Source organism: Hypericibacter adhaerens, assembly GCF_008728835.1.
Lineage (GTDB): Bacteria > Pseudomonadota > Alphaproteobacteria > Dongiales > Dongiaceae > Hypericibacter > Hypericibacter adhaerens.
Map to the genome: position 1 here is coordinate 5785489 of NZ_CP042582.1, position 16769 is coordinate 5802257.

Consider the following 16769-nt stretch of genomic DNA (forward strand, 5'->3'; position numbering starts at 1 on the left):
AAAAGCGGGATCGGGCATCGTCATCGCCGCGGAATGGGATAGGAGAGCACGGCCAGCCCGAACGGAAGATTCGAGAGCGACGCGTCGGCCACCACCTCGCGACGGACGATGTCGCCGTCGCGGGATTCCCGGAGCGGCAGGATCTCCTCCTGGACGAAGCCGTTGCGCTCCTGATGGCGGATCGCCGTCCGGTTGTTCGACAAGACCCGCACGACCAGCCTGCGCGCGCCGAGGTCGTCGATGGCCCAGCGGATGATCCTCTGGGCCACCAGGCCGAACAGCCCGGCCGGCACGCCGGCCGCGCCGCGCAGGGTATTGTCGATCTCGGCCTCGCCATCGCCGATCAGCAACAGGCCGTAGTGACCCAGCCGCTCGCCGTTCGCCGCTTCCACCAGGAACAGGATTCGCCCCGGATCGCCGACCGGGAAGCGGCTCATCCAATGGCGGGTCCCTTCGGGGCTGAAGGGAACGATCGTCAGGAAGCGTTCCTTGTTCTCTTCGCGCCAGCGCGCGATTGTCGCGATCAGCCCGTTGTCGGTCAGGTCGGATTCCACGATCGGCCTGATCCTCGCGACGACGGCGCCGGCCGAATCGCGGATCTCGAAGCGAAGCGGGTCACTCGGGGATTTCGCGCGCGCGAGCTTCCGCTCAGCGGCCGGCCATGATCCCGACATGAGGCGTCTCCTTCGCCGCCGCGGGCCGACTTTGCCGATGCGAAAACCGGATCACCCGATCGATCACGGTGTCGACGTCGGCATCCGTGAGCCGAAGGTGCAGCGGCAGGGAGATGATCCGTTCGGACGCCTGTTCGGCGTTCGGGCAGAGGCCGCGGCAATCGGCGAACATGCGGTAGTTGGTGTTGGTGAGATAGTGCACGCCGGGAAAGATTCCGCATTCGTTGAGATACACCATCATCCGATCGCGGTCGTCGACGGTGATCTGGTAGAGGTGGCGCGATGATTCGCAGCCCGGCGGCACGGGGACCGTGGCGACCCTCTCCTGGCCGCCGAACCCGGAATCGTAGCGCGCGGCGATCTCGCGCCGGCGCGCATTGTCCCGCTCCAGGTACGGCAGCTGCGCCAGCGCGATCGCGGCCATGATGGAGTTGCCGTGGTATTTGAAGCCCACATACTCCACGTCATAAAGCCACTTGTAGGTGCCGCCCTCGCTGGTCCGCGTATAGGTGTCCTTGTTGATGCCAAGCCAGGTCTTCTTCCGGGCGATCGCATCCAGATGCTCGTCGTCGAAACAGATCATCCCGGAATCGGCCGTGGGCAGGTTCTTGACGGCCTGGAAGGAATAGACGGTCGCGTCGCCGCGGGGCGTGCGGCCATGCAGCCGCGTGCCGGCCATGTGGGCGGCATCCAGGATCAGCTTTATACCGTGGGCGGCGCAAAGCGACTGAATCTCCTCGAGACGGCCCGTGCTGCCGCCGAGCCCGACGAAAATCACCGCCCGCGTGCGCGGCGTGATGAGCTGCTCCACCGAGCGGGGGTCGAGGCAGAGATATTCGTCGATGTCGGCGAAGACGGGCTTGAGGCCCTCATAGAGAATGGCGTGGTTGGTCGAAACGAAGGTCAGGGGCGTGGTGATGATCTCGTCTCCGTCCTTCCAGCCGTACTCCTCCTTGAAGATGTTCAGGGCGAGATGAAGGCCGGCCGTCGCCGAGTTCAGGAAATGCGCATGGGGAAGACCGGTATGGTCTTTCCAACGATTCTCGATCTCGACTGTCTTGAAGCCGAGCCCGGTCCAGCCGCGCTCGAGGCACTCACGGATTTCCGCGAGAACTTCCTCCACGGCGAAGCTCGGGACGAAGAGTTGAATGCTCATGGGCTTCGTTTCCTTCGGGGGTAATGCCAAGCCATCAGGTCGTCGTCCGACTCTCGACGCAACGAGCCATCGGCCTCGCGCTCCGGTTGCCGATGGCCGCCAATGAATCTACGGAGAAAGGAAAACCCAGAAGCTTCGAAACCCTGGGAAGGAAATCGCAAATGTTTGAGGCGTCACTGATTCTTGCGGAGGTTGAAATTTTTTCTGCGGTCCGAGGCTGACGGTCCAATATGATAATAAGAGCGTGCCGTCGTCAATCCGGTCATCGGGATTGGGCATAACGGTGCGACGGCAACCGTTCGGTTGCCGGGGGGCGGGAAATGCGGGCTACTCGGCCGGGGCCTCGGCGCGCCGGCGGCGGGCTTCCTCCTCGCGCTCGATCGCGGCATGCTCGCGCGCGGATTCGACGATCGCGTCGGGAAGCTTCTTCGGCGCCAGCAGCGAGTAGGCGACCGGTACCACGAACAGGGTCAGGAGCGTGCCCAGGGTCATGCCGCCGACGATGACCCAGCCGATCTGCTGGCGGCTCTCGGCACCCGCCCCGGTGGCGAGCGCCAGGGGGATGGCGCCCAGCACCATGGCGCCCGTCGTCATCAGGATCGGCCGCAGCCGCAAGGAGGCCGCCTCGATCACGGCCTCGATCTTGGCCTTGCCTTGCGCCCGCAGCTGGTTGGCGAACTCGACGATCAGGATGCCATGCTTGGTGATGAGCCCCACCAGCGTGACGAGGCCGATCTGGCTGTAGACGTTGAGCGTGCCGTGGGTGAAATGCAGCGCCGCGAGCGCCCCGGTCATGGCGATCGGCACGGTCAGCATGATGATGAGCGGATCGCGGAAGCTCTCGAACTGCGCCGACAGCACCAGGAAGATGAAGACGAGGGCCAGCGCGAAGACGACATAGAGGCTGCTCGAGGCCTGCAGGAACTCGCGCGACTGGCCGGCATAGTCGATCGAGACCGGGGTGGTGGCGACCCGGGCCACGGTCTGGCGCAGGAACTCGAGCGCCTGCCCCAGGCTATAGCCGGGCGCGATCGAGGCCGTGATGCGCGCGGCCCGGAGCTTGTTGAAGTGGTTGAGCTCGCGCGGCGCCACGGTCTCGTCGATCTTGACCAGGTTGGCGAGCGGGATCATGTCGCCCGTGCGGCCGCGCACATAGATCGCGCTGATGTCGCCGGGCCGGCTGCGCTCGGTCTCCTCCATGCGCAGGATCACGTCGTACTGCTCGCCCTCGAGCTTGAAGCGCGTGATCTGGCGCGAGCCCAGCAGCGTCTCGAGCGTGCGGCCCAGGGCCGCCACGGGCACGCCCAGGTCGGCGGCCTTGTCGCGGTCGACATCGATCCGGAGCTCCGGCTTGTTGAGCTTGAGGTCGGTGTCGAGATTGGCGAGGCCCGGATTCTTCGCGGCCTCGGCCATGATCTTGTTCACCAGATCCTGCAGCTCCTCATAGGTGCCGGTGGTCTGCACCACGAACTGGACCGGGGTCTGGTCGAATTCCTGGCCCAGCGGCGGGAACAGGATCGGGAAGGCCAGCAGGCCCGGATTGGCGAACATCGGGCCCGACAGGCCCTGGACGATCTCGAAGGCCGAACGCTTGCGCTTCGACCAGTCGACGAAGCTCATGAAGCCGATCGCCTGGTTCACCACCGGGAAGCCGGTCACGGTGAAATAGGCCTCTTTCTCCGGCACGCCCTCCCAGAGCTGCTCGATCATCTTGAGGTAGCGGTCGGTATAGCCCGCCGTGGCGCCCTCGGGCGCGATCATGATGGCGAGCAGCGAGCCGCGATCCTCGTAGGGGGCGAGCTCCGAAGGCAGCAGCCGGAAGGTGAAGACGCCGGCGCCGGCGACCAGCAGGAAGAGCAGCACCACGACGATTCGCCAGCGCAGGACCGCGCCCAGGAAGCGGCGATAGCCGTCGGTGAGACCGACCAGCGCGCGCTCGATCGTGTTGTAGACGAAGCCATGGCGCGCGCTGTGCTTGAGCATGCGCCCGCACATCATGGGCGAGAGGGTCAGGGCCACGAAGCCCGAGATCAGCACGGCGCCCGCCAGGGTCAGCGCGAACTCGACGAAGAGCCGCCCGGTGCGGCCCTCGGTGAAGGCGAGCGGCGCGAACACGGCGGCCAGCGTCAGCGTCATGGCCACGACCGCGAAGCCGATCTCGCGCATGCCCTTGAGCGCGGCATCGATCGGCTTCAGCCCCTCCTCGATATGGCGGAAGATGTTCTCCAGCACCACGATCGCGTCGTCGACCACGAGCCCGATCGCCAGCACGAAGGCGAGCAGCGTCAGCGTGTTGATGGAGAAGCCGCAGAGGAACATGATCGCGAAGGCGCCGATCAGCGAGACCGGGATGGTGACGAGCGGCACCAGCGTGGCCCTGAGCGAGCGCAGGAACAGGAAGATCACCCCCACCACCAGCAGCACGGCCTCGCCGATGGTGTGGTAGACCGCCTCGATCGAACGATCGATGAAGACCGCCGAATCGTAGGCCATGTCGATCTTCATGCCGGGCGGCAGCTGCGCCTCGATCTCGGGGATGGCGTCGCGCACGGCCCGCGACACGTCGAGCGGGTTGGCGACCGACTGCTTGACCACGCCCAGCGCCACGGCGCTCTTGCCCTGGAAGCGGGCGATGATGCGGTCGTCCTCGGCGCCGATCTCGACCCGCGCCACGTCGCGCATCCGCACCAGATAGCCGTCGGCATTCTTGAGGATGATGTTGCCGAACTCTTCGGGCGTGCGCAGGTCGGTCTGCGAGACGACGGTGAACTCGCGCCGCGTGCCCTCGATCCGGCCCGCCGGGATCTCGGCGTTCTGGGCCACCAGCGCGGCCTCGACATCCTGGGTGGTGAGCTGATAGGCCGCGAGCTTGTCGCGGTCGAGCCAGATGCGCATGGAATAGCGCCGCTCGCCATAGATCGGCACGTCGGCCACGCCGGGCAGGGTCTGCAGCCGGTCCTGCACCACCCGGTCGGCGAAATCGGTGATCTCCAGGTCGGAATGGCGGTCGGAGGAGAAGGCGAGATAGAGGATCGGCTCGGCGTCGGCCTCGACCTTGGAGACGACCGGCTCCTCGATGCCGTCGGGCAGCTCGCCGCGCACGCGCGCCACGCGGTCGCGCACATCGTTGGCGGCGGCATCCACGTCGCGGGTGATGCGGAAGCGGGCGGTGATCTGGCTTTCCTCGGACCGGCTGATCGAGGTGACGTATTCCACGCCCTCGATGCCGGAGAGCGAATTCTCGATGGTCTTGGTGACCTGGCTCTCGACGATCTCGGCCGAGGCGCCGCGATAGGTGGTCGAGACCGTCACCACCGGTTCGTCGATATTGGGATATTCGCGCACGGTGATGCGCGAATAGGAGACGAGCCCGATCAGCGTCAGCACGATCGAGAGCACGGTCGCGAAGACCGGGCGCTTGATGCAGATGTCGGAGATGCGCAAAGGACGGGCTCCCGATGCCGACGGTTCAGCCGCCGCCGGCGCCGGCATCGCTGCCGGAACCGCCCGCCGCCGGCTGGTTCTCCGTGGTGCCGCTCTCCCCGGAGGCACCCTGGCCGGGCGCCTCCTGGCCCGAGCCCGAGGGTGCCGTGCCGTTCGGGATCGGCGTCACGCCCATGCCATCGGCGATCTTGAGCTGGCCCGCCGTCACCACCAGTTCGCCGGCCTTGAGCCCCTCCAGCACCTCGACCTTGTCGTTGATGTATTCGCCGACCTTGACCGCCGTCTGCACCGCCTTGCCATCGACGACGCGGAACACGAACTTCTGGCTGCCGAAGGGCACGATCGCCGATTCGGGCACCAGCAGCGCGTTGGGATGGGTGTCATAGACCAGGGAGACGCGGGCGAAGAGACCGGGCCGCAGCTTGTCGAGGCTGTTGGGGACATGGGCGCGCAGCACGATCGCCCGGCCGCCGGCGTCGATCAGCGGGTCCATCGCATAGATCGTGCCTTCGAAGGTCTCGCCTGGCAGGGCGTCGATGGCGAGCTTGATGGTCTGGCCGAGATTGACGGTGGTGTAGTAGATCTCCGGCACGCGGAAATCGACCTTCAGCGGATCGACCTGCTCGAGATTGATGATCACGTCGCCGGCATCGAGATAGTCGCCGAGGCTGACCCGGCGCAGGCCCAGGACGCCGTCGAACGGCGCCCGGAGCTCGGTTTTGGCCAGGTTGGCCTGCGCCAGCGCGATGCGGGCGAGGTTCTCGTTCAGCGCGGCGACGGCGCGCTGCATCGACTGCTCGCTGGCCACCTCGCCCGCGCGCATCTTCTTGTAGCGCTCGACATCGGCCTTCGCGAGATCGAGGCCCGACTGCGCCTGCTCCAGTTCGGCGCGATAGACCGACTGGTCGAGCCGGGCGATCACCGTGCCCTCGTCGATCTTCTGGCCTTCCTGCACCAGGATCTCGGCCAGCCGGCCGGGAATCTCGGGCGCGACGCGGATCGATTCGTTCGAGCGCAGCGTGCCCACCGCCGGGATCACCAGGTCGATGCTGGCGGTCTCGACCGGGCTCGCTTCGACCGGGATCGAGAAGCCGCCGGCCGGGGCCTCGCTGGAGGCCGAGGCCGCTTCCTGCGCGGCCTGACGGGTCTTCCACCAATAGCCGCCCGCGGCCGCGGCGGCGATCAGGAGGATGACGATCAGAACAATCCTGCGCATAGGCGTGCAGTCCTCGGGTTTCGATTCCCGCGCGAAAAGAATCAGGTTGACGCGAGGGGCCCTGGATATAAGCCGAACCCAGGCGCCAAGCCAACCCCGGATTACTTTTCTGTCATGGGCTTTGCCGGGGCGGAAAGGGCGGGCCGCCTCAGGATCGAACGAGCGGTCGACCCAGGACCTCGCTCGAAGCTTGGAAGCTAGAGCGTAGCGGTTCCTAGAACGAGGACATCGGCTCGGTCAGGAAGGCCAGCTCCTCGGGTGTGCTGTTGCGGCCCAGGCAGCGGTTCCGGTGCGGAAAGCGCCCGAAACGCTCGATGATCTCGTGGTGGCGCGCCACATAGCGGAACGCCTCCTCGGCCTTGCCGCGCCGGGGATCGCCCTCATGCGCCTCGACCCAGCCCCGGAACAGGTCCATGGCCCGGCACTGGTCGGCCAGCGATTCGGAATGTTCCAGCGGCATGTAGAAGAAGAAACGCTGGTCCAGCGGCAGCGCCTGGTCGTGGCCGCGCGCGATGGCGCGCATCGCGATGGCGAGCGTCACCGCATCATGGAGATAGGCCCGCGGGCTCTCGCGATGGATGTTGCGCGGGAACTGGTCGAGCAGCACCACCAGCGCCAGCGCCGTGTCGGGCCGCCGCTCCCAGTCGGCGAAGCGCCCTTGCGCGGCGGGCTCGATCCATCCGCTGAAGCGGTGGCGGATCTCCGCATCGAAGGCGGCGTTCTTCTCGAACCAGAGCGGCCGGGCATAATCGGAAAGCCAGAACTCCAGCAGCAGGCGCGGATCCATCGGCTCAGGGTCCCCGGCGCACGGCGTCGAGATGCCGGCCGAAATCCCGGCTGCCCATCAGCGCCTGGCAGCGCTCGAAGCGGTTCACCGCATAGCCCCAGAAATCGTCGACCGGGTTCTGGTTCATGAGCTGGATGCAGCCCCACAGCGTCCAGAGCAGGTCGCACAGGGCCTTGTACATCACCATGCGGCCGACATCGTTGGCGGGCGCCCTGCCCTCGAAATAGGCCTCGAGCTCGGCCGCGTCCTGGTCGGACCCGAATCCCGCCTCGACCGAGAGATCGCCCAGATCCCACATCGGATCGTTGTTGCCGGCATATTCCCAGTCGACGATCACCATGCGCGTGCCGGTATCGAGGAAGTTCTCGGCCAAGGGATCGCAATGGCAGGGCTTGAGCGGCAGGGGATGGCGGGCGAGCGCCGCGCGGACTGCCTCGGCCTCCTTCTGCACCGCTTCGTAGCCGTCCGGCACCTTGGCGCCCTTGGCGCGCAGCAGGCCCAGGTAATTGTCCATCATCTGGAACAGCTCGAAGCGGCCGGCGAGCGTCTCGCCCGAGTCATGCATCTTGCGGAAGGCGCGCGCTGCGCGCGCCACCGCGCCCAGATCCTTGAAGCGCTCGGCGTTCATGGTGACGGCGCCTTCGATGAAGCCCGTCACCTGGAGCCCGTCGGCGGCATCGAAGAAGAGGAGCGGCGCGTTCACGCCGGCGCGGTCGGCCGCGGCCGCGTTCCGATGCTCCGCCTTGCGGTCGATATAGTCGGAGGTGCCGGCACCCGGGATGCGCAGCACATAGGCTTTCCCGTCCGGCGTGGCGATCTTGTAGTTGCGGTTGGTGAGCCCGCCCAGCCGCTCGATCCGGGCCCGGGCCGGATCGGCCTGGGCCAGGAACGGGATCCGGCTGAAGAGGGACTGGACCTCCTCGATTTCCCCGCTCATCTGCGCATTCCCCCCTTTCCCGGATGGCCCGGTCTTGATGCCGGGCCTGGCCGGGTCTCGACGGCACTCAGCTCTTCAAACGTTCCATCTTCGGATCATAGAGCGCCCCCTCATGGCGTGTCGCCCGATAACGATCGCCATAGGCCTCGATCTCATAGACGCCGTCGGTCCCGAGCGGCGCGATGTCCTCGTTCGCCAGATAGGCATAGAGGATCGACCTGCCGACCGTGTGGCCGAAATTGGCGCTGGTGGCGGTGGCGACCGGCTTGCCGTCCTTGAGCACGCATTCGCCGCCGATCACGGCCAGATCGAGCTCGCGGCGCTGATCGAGGGTGAAGCTGCAGAGCCGGCGCTTGGGGCCATCGGCCTTGGCGCGGGCCAGCGCCTCGCGGCCGATGAAATCGGGCTTCTTCAGCGCGACGCGGAATCCGAGCCCCGCCTCGAAGGGGTTGTAGTCGGGCGTGATGTCCGAGGACCAGTAGAGATAGCCCTTCTCCATCCGCAGCGTGTCGATGGCACGGTAGCCGACATCGGCGATGCCGAATTCCTCGCCCGCTTCCCACAAGGTCTCATAGAGATGCTGGGCATATTCGGTCGGCAGATGCAGCTCCCAGCCGAGCTCGCCGACATAGCCGATGCGCGCCGCCAGCACGGGGGCGGCGCCCACCGCGATCTCGCGGGCGGTGGCGAAGGGGAAGGCCGCGTTGGAGACATCGGCCTCGGCCACCTTCTCCAGCACGCGGCGTGCCTGCGGTCCGCACAGATTGATGGTGGCGCGGCCCGAGGTCATGTCCACCAGATGGACCGAACCGTCGCGCGGCAGGTGGCTGCGGATCCAGTGGAAATCGTGGGTGGCGAAGGCGCTGCCGGTGACGAAATAGAAGCGGTTCTCCTCCAGCCGGATGAAGGTGACATCGGCCTCGATGCCGCCGCGCTCGTTGCAGAGCTGGGTATAGATCACGCTGCCCAGGGGCTTGTCCATGTCGGCGGCGCAAAGGCGCTGGAGGGCGGCCAGCGTGCCCGGTCCCAGGATCTCGGCCTTGGAAAAGGAGGTTTGGTCGATCAGCGCCACGCGCTCGCGCACCGCCCGATGCTCGGCGCCGACGGCATCGAACCAGTTGGCGCGGCCGAAGGAAGGCCGGTCCTCGGCCTCCATGTCCGCCGGCGCGAACCAGTTCGGCCGCTCCCAGCCGCCGCGCGAGCCGAACACGGCGCGCTTGGCCTTGAGCGTGTCATAGAGCGGGCTGCGGCGGATGCCGCGTGCGGAATGATGCTCCTGCCTGGGATAGCCCAGCGCGTAATATTTGCCATAGAGGTCGATCGCGCGCGGGAAGCAGAAGGCCTTGGTGGCGTGGTGATAGCCGAAGCGGCGGATGTCGAGCGGCCAGAGATCGAGGCTGGGCCTGCCCTGCACGATCCATTCCGCCATCATGGCGCCGGCCCCGCCGCCGCCCGCGATGCCATAGGTGAACCCGGCCGCGACGAAGACATTGTCGAGCTCGGGCGCCTTGCCCATCACATATTCGCCGTCGGCGGAGAAGGGGATCGGGCCGTTGACGAGCTCGCGCGCGCCCACCGTCTCGACGATCGGCGTGCGCTTGAAGGCCGCCTGCGCCAGGCTCTCGAAGCGCTCGAAATTGCCGGGCAGGAGCTGCTGGCCGAAATCGGGCGGGATGCCGTTCTCGCCGAAGCCCGGCGTGCCTTCCTCCCAGCCGCCGATCACGATGCCGCGGACCTCGGGCTTGTAGTAGATGCGCAAATCCGGGTCGCGCAGCGTCGGCATGGTCTTGGGCAGGTCGGGGATCGGATCGGTGATGAGATATTGATGCTCGACCGCGATCGAGGGCACGCGCACGCCCATCGAGAGGCCCAGCTCGCGCGCCCACATGCCGCCGGCATTGACGAGGATGTCGCAGGTGATGCGGCTGTCCGGGGTGAGAACAGCGGCCACACGGCCGTTCTTGACCTCGAAGCCCGTGACCTTCACGCCCTGCCGGATCTTGGCGCCCTTCATGCGGGCACCCTTGGCGAGCGCCTGGGTCAGGCTCGCCGGATCGGCATAGCCGTCGCTCGGCAGATAGGCCGCCGCCAGCACGCCCTCGGTCGAGAGGATGGGACAGAGCTCCTGCGCTTCCTGAGCCGAGAGCAGATGCATCTCGAGGCCGAAGCTCTTGGCCATGGTGAGCGCGCGCTTGATCTCGATGAGCCGGCCGGGCGAGGAGGCGAGGCGCAGGCTGCCGACCCGCTTCCAGTCGGTCGCCTGGCCGGTCTCGGCCTCGAGCGTGTCGTAGAGTGCCACGCTCCGCTGCAGCATGCGCGTCAGGTTGCGCGAGGCGCGCAGCTGCCCGACCAGGCCCGCCGCATGCCAGGTCGCGCCATGGGTGAGCCCGCTCTTCTCCAGGAGCAACACGTCGGTCTTGCCCATCCGCGTCAGGTGATAGGCGATCGAGCAGCCGATGATGCCGCCGCCGACAATGACGATTTCCGCATGCTCCGTGGCGGCCATGGTTCCCTATCGCTCCGTCAAGAAAAACGGCCGCCCCCATGCCGAGGCGGCCGCGCCTTAAGCGGTTCTACTCAAGCGGATTGCCGGGCGCCGTTCAAGCCGTCGCTCATTGGAAAGACATCGCCCTTGCCCGCGATCTCGCTCTCATCCCCTCCCCCCTCGCGGGGGAGGGCGAGGGAGGGGGCTGACTCGGCCTGAGAAGCAGGGATGTACCGCTCATGCACGGTGTCTCCCATCGAGACTTCCCCCTCCCTGACCCTCCCCCGCGAGGGGGGAGGGGATAAGGTGTTCAAGCCGCCAGGCCGTTCGCCGGCAGGATGCGCTGCACGGCCGGCCTGGCCCGCACCAGCTCGGCACAGCGCTTCACGTTCTTGAAGCGGCCATAGAGGTCGGGCAGGGGCTCCTGCCAGCAGGACAGCATGAACAGGAAGGCATCGCAGGCGCTGTAGCGGTCGCCCAGCAGATAGGGGCCCTTTTCACCCAGCGCCTTGTCGATCCGGCCCCAGATCTGGGCGAGATCCTTCCGGGCCCGAGACTGCACGAGCGGGGCACCCTTGGGATCGTCGGTAAGCCGGTCCGGATAGTAGTAGGCCAGATAGGCCGGCTGCAGCGTGTTGGTGAGATGCGCCAGCCATTGGTAATAGAGGCCGCGCGCCGGCTCGGCGATCGAGGGCGCCAGCTTCGCCTCGGGGTGGCGGTCGGCCAGATAGAGGCAGATGGCGGCCGATTCGAACAGCGCCTGCTTGCCGTCGATCACCAGCGTGGGGATCTTGCCGTTGGGGTTGAGCTTCAGATAGTCGGCGGTCTGGTGCTGCTGCTGCGAGGTGTCGATGGTCTTGAGCTCATGCGGCGCAGCGATCTCCTCGAGCAGGATCTGGGGCGCCAGGGCCGCGCTGTTGGGGCCCCAGTAAAGCGTGTACATGGTGCGGTTCCTTGCCTCCCGGGTTCAAGCGGCCGCGAATTGCTTGAGGAACTCGCGCGTCGACATGACGCGCGCGAACCCGCCGCCGAGGAAATCGCCCACGGCGTCGCGAACCTGCTCCTGGTCCCTCTTCGCGGTGCCGGGCGTGCCGGTCGCGTCGAGGACGAAATCGACGTAGTAGTCGAGATCATGCGCGTCACGCGCCGTCGTGTCGCAGCAGAAGTTGGTCATGAAGCCGGTGACGACCACGCGCGTCACGCCGAGCTTCTGCAGCTTCTCGTGCAGGCCGGTGCCGGCGAAGGAGGAATAGCGGCTCTTCACGATCTCGTTGGCCTTGGCCGGGACCGCGAGCTTTTCGTCATAGGCCACCGCGTCGGTCTTCTCCTTGAAGCTGAAATCCGAGGCGGGGCCGGCGAAATCGAACATGCGGCCGAGGTCCGAACCGTCGAGCTTATGGACATGGCGGATGAAGAAGACCGGCTGCTTCTTCTCGCGGAACTTCTCGATGAGCTGGTTGATCCGTTTGACGGTCTGGCCGGCGTTCTTGCAGTAGAGCTCGTTGCCCTTGACCGTATAGATCCGCTGCACATCGACAACCAACAACGCGGTCGACATCGTCATCTCCGTTCCATGCCCAAAGTGAGTGTCCGCGAGACACCGCGGACGGCGAGTGAGGGTGCCGCCAAGGAACAGGTTCGACAAGCCACTTCTTGCACCGCCGGTTGGGGGATCAGGCCGCCTTTGCCTTCGGTTTTTCGCCGCGCCGCAGCAAGAACTGCGCGCTGAAGAGCAGGATGAGCGAGACCGTCAGCACCACCGTTCCGATCGCGTTGATCTCGGGTGTGACGCCGCGGCGGATCGAGGCGAAGATGTAGATCGGCAGCGTGGTCTTGGAGCCGGCGACCCAGAAGGCGACGACAAAATCGTCGAAGCTGAAGGTGAAGCTCAGAAGGAAGCCGGCGACCACCGCCGGCAGGATCAGGGGCAGGGTTACCTGACGGAAAGTGCCCCAGGGCGTGGCGTAGAGATCGGCCGAGGCTTCCATCAGGCTGCGGTCCATGCCGGCGATGCGCGCCCGCACGATCACGATCACCAGCGCGAGGGAGAACAGGGTATGGGCGGCGATGATCGAGCCGAAGCCCATTCCCAGCTGCGGCGCGGTCGCCGGATCGCCGGGCCAGATCGTGGTCAGTATGTTGTTGACCAGGCCGAAGGTCGTCACCAGCGCGATCAGGGTCGAAATGCCGATGACGATGCCCGGCACCATGATCGCGATATAGGTCATGGCATCGAAGAAGAGGCGGGCGGCACCCCGGACCCGCTGTATGGCCAGAGCCGCCATGGTGCCGAAGACCGTGGCGAGGCTGGCCGAGCTCGAGGCGACGATGAGGCTGTGGGTCACCGCCTCGATCACGAAACGATTGTTGGCGGCCTTGCCGTACCAGAGCGTCGAGAAGCCCTGGAAGTCCGAGGCATTGTTCCCGCTGTTGAAGCTGAACAGCACGATCAGCACGATCGGCGCATAGAGAAACAGATAGACGGCGATGCTATAGGCGCGCATGGCGATCTATCGGAGAGGGCGGAGCGGTTGCCCACCCCCCTCCCTCACCCTCCCCCACAAGGGGGGAGGGGATAAGAACGCGGGCGGCGCCGACAAAATCATCCCCTCCCCCCTTGTGGGGGAGGGCAGGGAGGGGGGAGCCGCGTCCCCGCTGTCGGACATCAACCTCATCCCAGCCGCTACAGCAGCGATACGTCGCGGCCGGCGCCGTAGCGGCGGGTCACGCGCAGATAGATGGTGACGGTGGCCAGCATGATGACGACCAAGCCCATGGCGACGGCCGAGCCGAACGGCCAGTTGCGCGACTGCAGGAAAAGATCGACCAGCGCGTTGCCGATGAAGAACACCTTGCCGCCGCCGAGGAGCTGCGGGATCAGGTACTCGCCCATCAGCAGGATGAAGACCAGCATGCAGCCGGTGATGACGCCGGGCGCGGAGAGCGGCAGCGTGACCTGCAGGAAGCTGCGCCAGGGATTGGAGCCCAGATCGGCCGCGGCCTCGATCAGCCGCTTGTCCAGCCGCTCGAGGCTCACGAAGATCGGGAACACCATCAGCGGCAGATAGCCATAGACCATGCCGATCAGGACCGAGAGCGGCGTGTTGATGAGCCGGACCTCGCCCAATCCCAGCCACTCGATGACTGCCGGCAGGCCGCGCCCGCCCAGGATGAACATCCAGGCATAGGTGCGGATCAGGAAGCTGGTCCAGAAGGGGACGATGACGAGGATCAGCAGGAAGAGCCGCATCCGCGGGCTCGCCTTGATCGCGAGATAGTAGGCGAGCGGATAGGCCGCGAGCAGGCAGACGATGGTGCCGACCGGCGCCAGGATCAGCGTGTTGCGGAAGGCGGCGGCGCGCGCCGGCAGATTGAGGTAGTTGGCGATGGTGAAGGCCGCCTGATAGCCGCCGGCGGCGGCCCGTTCGCCGAAACTGAACACGACGACGATCGCGAGCGGGACCACCAGCAGCGCCAGATACCAGAATGCGCTGGGCGCCAGCAGCAGCACCGTGATCCAACGGGTGCGCCTTTCGGCCTGATCGCTCTGGGTCGCTGTCGCCATGAATTCCGATACGGAAAGAGAGAAACCCCCTCGCCCGTTCCCTCTCCCCGAGGAAGGGGAGAAGGTTCCGCGTCAGCGGCCGGGCGAGGGAGGCGCGGTCAGGAACTCAGGCCGACTTGAAGCGCGCCATGATCTCGGCGCGGGCCGGGTTGGTCAGCGTCGCCGCCGCGCCGAACTCGAGCGGGGCCAGGAGCTCGGCCGCCGGATACATGATCGGATCCTCGAGCAGCTCCTTGGGCAGGAGCTTGTTGGTGCGGGAGTCTGCCGACGGATAGCCGTGGGCCTGCACTTCCTTGGCGTTGACCTCGGGCGTCAGCAGGAAGTTGGCGAGCGCATAGCCGGCGGCGCGATGCGGCGCGCCCTTGGGCACGGCATAGAAGTCGGACCAGATCTCGCCGCCTTCCTTGCCGATCACGTATTCGATCTCGGGCATGTCGCGATGCATCTGCTTGCCGTCGCCGGTCCAGCAGACCGTGAGCCAGGCATCGCCGTTACGCATCGAGGGCTGGTAGTCCGAGTTGATCGCGAAGAGATGGGGCTTGGCCGCCAGGAGCAGCTTCTCGGCATCGCCCAACTCCTTCGGATCGATCGAGTTGAAGGAGTAGCCGTAATATTTGAGGGCGTTGCCGATGGTGGTGAGCTGGTAGTCATGCACCATGGCGCGGCCGGTATATTTGCCCATCGCCAGGTCCCAGAAATCCTTCCAGGAGGTCATCTTCTCGGTGATCTTCTTGGTGTTGACCGCATAGCCCGTGGTGCCCCAGTCCTTGGAGACCGCGTAGGTCTTGCCGTCGATCGTGCCGGCCTCGACGAAGCGCTGCTCCATCGCCGCGGGGTCGTAGGCCGGCAGCAGCGAGAGATCGAGCGGCTCGATCAGGTCGAGCTCCTTGTAGGTCGAGATCGTGTAGTTGGTCGGCACGAACAGGTCCCAGCCGGTGCCGCCGGCCTGGAGCTTCGCCAGCATCTCCTCGTTCGAGCCGAACACGTTCACCTCGACGGCGACGCCGGTCTTGGCGGTGAAATCCTCGAAGTTCTTCGGGTCGTGATAGTTGGGCCAGGTGGTCAGCGACACCCGGTCGCCGAGATCGCCGGCATAGGCCGCGCGCGGCATCACCAGTTCCGGCATGGCCTTGGCCAGCACGGCCGTCGCCACGCCCAGCCCCGTCACGCCCAGGAACTGCCGGCGCGAGATCGAGCCCTTCTGCCAGCGGCGCAGGTGATAAGTGAATTCCTTCCGATCCATGGTCGTCTCCTCTCCTGTCGGTTTGTCCGTCGTCTTTCCCGGCGACGGTTCGTCTTACGAGCGACGGTAGAACCCCATCTTTTCGGCCGGTGGCGCCGTCGTGTTCCGCTGCACCGGCTGAAAACCCTCCGATCTAGGCGTCGACCAGCGCCAGCGCGCCCTGGCGCCGCCAGCCGAGTCCCACCCGGCTGCCGGGCGCGAAGGCGCCGGAGCCGGCGCGCGAGGCCTTGGGGGCCCGCACCAGCACGGTGCCGAGCTCGGCCGTCTCGATGCTGAACTCGGTCTGGTCGCCCAGATAGATCCGGTTATGGACCCGGCCGGTGAAGCGGTAGTCGAGGCCGCGGCCGCCCTGGGCATCGCCCTCGTCCCAGAGCTCCACGATCTCGGGGCGCACGGCGATGACGGCGCGCGCCTGGCCGGCCAGCGGCTCGCCCTTGCGCGAGAGCGGGGCGGCGAGCGTCACGTCGCGGTCGGTCTTGAGCGCGGCGCCCCCGGAATCCTGCTGCAGCAGCCGGCCGGCGAAGAAATTCGATTCGCCGACGAAATCGGCGACATAGCGATTGACCGGCGCGTCATAGAGCTCGCTGGGCGGGCCCATCTGGACGATGCGCCCGTCGCGCATGATGCCGATCGTATCGCTCATAGAGAGCGCCTCCTCCTGGTCGTGGGTGACCAGGATGAAGGTGATGCCGACCTCGCGCTGCAGGTTCTGCAGCTCGATCTGCATGTCCCGCCGCAGCTTGCGGTCGAGGGCGGCCAGGGGCTCGTCCAGCAGCAGCACGGTCGGGCGGTTGATGAGCGCGCGCGCCAGCGCCACGCGCTGCTGCTGCCCGCCGGAGAGCTCCCAGATGCGCCGCTTGCCCATGCCGGGCAGGCGCACCAGCTCCAGCGCCTCGCCGACCCGCCGCTCGATCTCGGCCCGGGCCGGCTGCGGCCGGCGCTGCCGAAGCCCGTAGGCGATGTTGGCGAAGACGTCGAGATGCGGGAACAGGGCGTAATGCTGGAACACCATGTTCACCGGGCGCTGGTAGGCCGGCACGCCCACGACCGAGCTGCCGCCGATCTCGATGGCGCCCTCGGTCGGCTGCTCGAAGCCCGCGATCAGGCGCAGCGTCGTGGTCTTGCCGCAGCCGGAGGGCCCGAGGAAGGAATGGAAGGCGCCGCGCGGAATCTCGAAGGAGACATGATCGACCGCGACGACGGCGGCGAAGCGTTTGGACACGCCGCGAAATCGCACATCCGGCTCGCCCGGGGCCGGTCGC

At 66.7% G+C, this 16769-nt stretch carries 13 protein-coding genes; all 13 read right to left on the reverse strand.

What is annotated here, in order from left to right:
• Window positions 1-20: 20 nt before the first annotated feature.
• The 13 genes from FRZ61_RS25905 to FRZ61_RS25965 all read right to left on the reverse strand — a co-directional run bounded on the left by FRZ61_RS25905 (window position 21) and on the right by FRZ61_RS25965 (window position 16729).
• Complete coding sequence (locus tag FRZ61_RS25905) at window positions 21-554, reverse strand: GNAT family N-acetyltransferase (RefSeq protein WP_191909212.1); 534 nt, start codon at window positions 552-554, stop codon at window positions 21-23.
• Between the two features lie 94 nt (window positions 555-648).
• Entirely contained in the window at window positions 649-1830 is a 1182-nt protein-coding gene (locus FRZ61_RS25910) for a DegT/DnrJ/EryC1/StrS family aminotransferase (RefSeq protein WP_151120532.1), read from the reverse strand.
• Window positions 1831-2157: 327 nt separating this feature from the next.
• Window positions 2158-5274: an efflux RND transporter permease subunit gene (locus FRZ61_RS25915; RefSeq protein ID WP_151120533.1), complete on the reverse strand. Its 3117-nt coding sequence runs from the start codon at window positions 5272-5274 to the stop codon at window positions 2158-2160.
• Between the two features lie 25 nt (window positions 5275-5299).
• Window positions 5300-6490 carry an efflux RND transporter periplasmic adaptor subunit gene (locus tag FRZ61_RS25920; protein WP_151120534.1) on the reverse strand — a complete coding sequence of 397 codons (1191 nt, stop codon included), beginning with the start codon at window positions 6488-6490 and terminating at the stop codon, window positions 5300-5302.
• A gap of 214 nt (window positions 6491-6704) precedes the next feature.
• On the reverse strand, window positions 6705-7277 hold the full coding sequence (locus FRZ61_RS25925) for a DUF924 family protein (RefSeq protein WP_151120535.1): 573 nt from the start codon (window positions 7275-7277) through the stop codon (window positions 6705-6707).
• 4 nt (window positions 7278-7281) lie between these two features.
• Complete coding sequence (locus FRZ61_RS25930) at window positions 7282-8214, reverse strand: choline/ethanolamine kinase family protein (protein WP_151120536.1); 933 nt, start codon at window positions 8212-8214, stop codon at window positions 7282-7284.
• 67 nt (window positions 8215-8281) lie between these two features.
• A complete protein-coding gene (locus FRZ61_RS25935) occupies window positions 8282-10720 on the reverse strand; it encodes a GcvT family protein (protein WP_151120537.1) in 2439 nt (812 codons plus the stop codon).
• 289 nt (window positions 10721-11009) lie between these two features.
• Window positions 11010-11642 (reverse strand): glutathione S-transferase family protein, encoded by a 633-nt coding sequence (locus tag FRZ61_RS25940; protein WP_151120538.1) that lies wholly within the window; start codon window positions 11640-11642, stop codon window positions 11010-11012.
• 24 nt (window positions 11643-11666) lie between these two features.
• Complete coding sequence (locus tag FRZ61_RS25945; RefSeq protein ID WP_151120539.1) at window positions 11667-12263, reverse strand: cysteine hydrolase family protein; 597 nt, start codon at window positions 12261-12263, stop codon at window positions 11667-11669.
• 109 nt (window positions 12264-12372) lie between these two features.
• A complete protein-coding gene (locus tag FRZ61_RS25950; protein WP_151120540.1) occupies window positions 12373-13203 on the reverse strand; it encodes an ABC transporter permease in 831 nt (276 codons plus the stop codon).
• Between the two features lie 179 nt (window positions 13204-13382).
• Window positions 13383-14264: an ABC transporter permease gene (locus FRZ61_RS25955; RefSeq protein WP_151120541.1), complete on the reverse strand. Its 882-nt coding sequence runs from the start codon at window positions 14262-14264 to the stop codon at window positions 13383-13385.
• Window positions 14265-14370: 106 nt separating this feature from the next.
• Window positions 14371-15507, reverse strand: coding sequence for an ABC transporter substrate-binding protein (locus FRZ61_RS25960; RefSeq protein WP_151120542.1), 1137 nt, complete (start codon window positions 15505-15507; stop codon window positions 14371-14373).
• Between the two features lie 133 nt (window positions 15508-15640).
• Window positions 15641-16729, reverse strand: coding sequence for an ABC transporter ATP-binding protein (locus tag FRZ61_RS25965; RefSeq protein WP_225309014.1), 1089 nt, complete (start codon window positions 16727-16729; stop codon window positions 15641-15643).
• Window positions 16730-16769 lie beyond the last annotated feature (40 nt).

Bases quoted from the DNA above. Each gene is read 5' to 3' on its own strand.
- FRZ61_RS25910 (WP_151120532.1), bottom strand. From the start codon at position 1,830: ATGAGCATTCAACTCTTCGTCCCGAGCTTCGCCGTGGAGGAAGTTCTC.
- FRZ61_RS25920 (WP_151120534.1), bottom strand. From the start codon at position 6,490: ATGCGCAGGATTGTTCTGATCGTCATCCTCCTGATCGCCGCCGCGGCC.
- FRZ61_RS25925 (WP_151120535.1), bottom strand. From the start codon at position 7,277: ATGGATCCGCGCCTGCTGCTGGAGTTCTGGCTTTCCGATTATGCCCGG.
- FRZ61_RS25930 (WP_151120536.1), bottom strand. From the start codon at position 8,214: ATGAGCGGGGAAATCGAGGAGGTCCAGTCCCTCTTCAGCCGGATCCCG.
- FRZ61_RS25935 (WP_151120537.1), bottom strand. From the start codon at position 10,720: ATGGCCGCCACGGAGCATGCGGAAATCGTCATTGTCGGCGGCGGCATC.
- FRZ61_RS25940 (WP_151120538.1), bottom strand. From the start codon at position 11,642: ATGTACACGCTTTACTGGGGCCCCAACAGCGCGGCCCTGGCGCCCCAG.
- FRZ61_RS25945 (WP_151120539.1), bottom strand. From the start codon at position 12,263: ATGACGATGTCGACCGCGTTGTTGGTTGTCGATGTGCAGCGGATCTAT.
- FRZ61_RS25950 (WP_151120540.1), bottom strand. From the start codon at position 13,203: ATGCGCGCCTATAGCATCGCCGTCTATCTGTTTCTCTATGCGCCGATC.
- FRZ61_RS25955 (WP_151120541.1), bottom strand. From the start codon at position 14,264: ATGGCGACAGCGACCCAGAGCGATCAGGCCGAAAGGCGCACCCGTTGG.
- FRZ61_RS25960 (WP_151120542.1), bottom strand. From the start codon at position 15,507: ATGGATCGGAAGGAATTCACTTATCACCTGCGCCGCTGGCAGAAGGGC.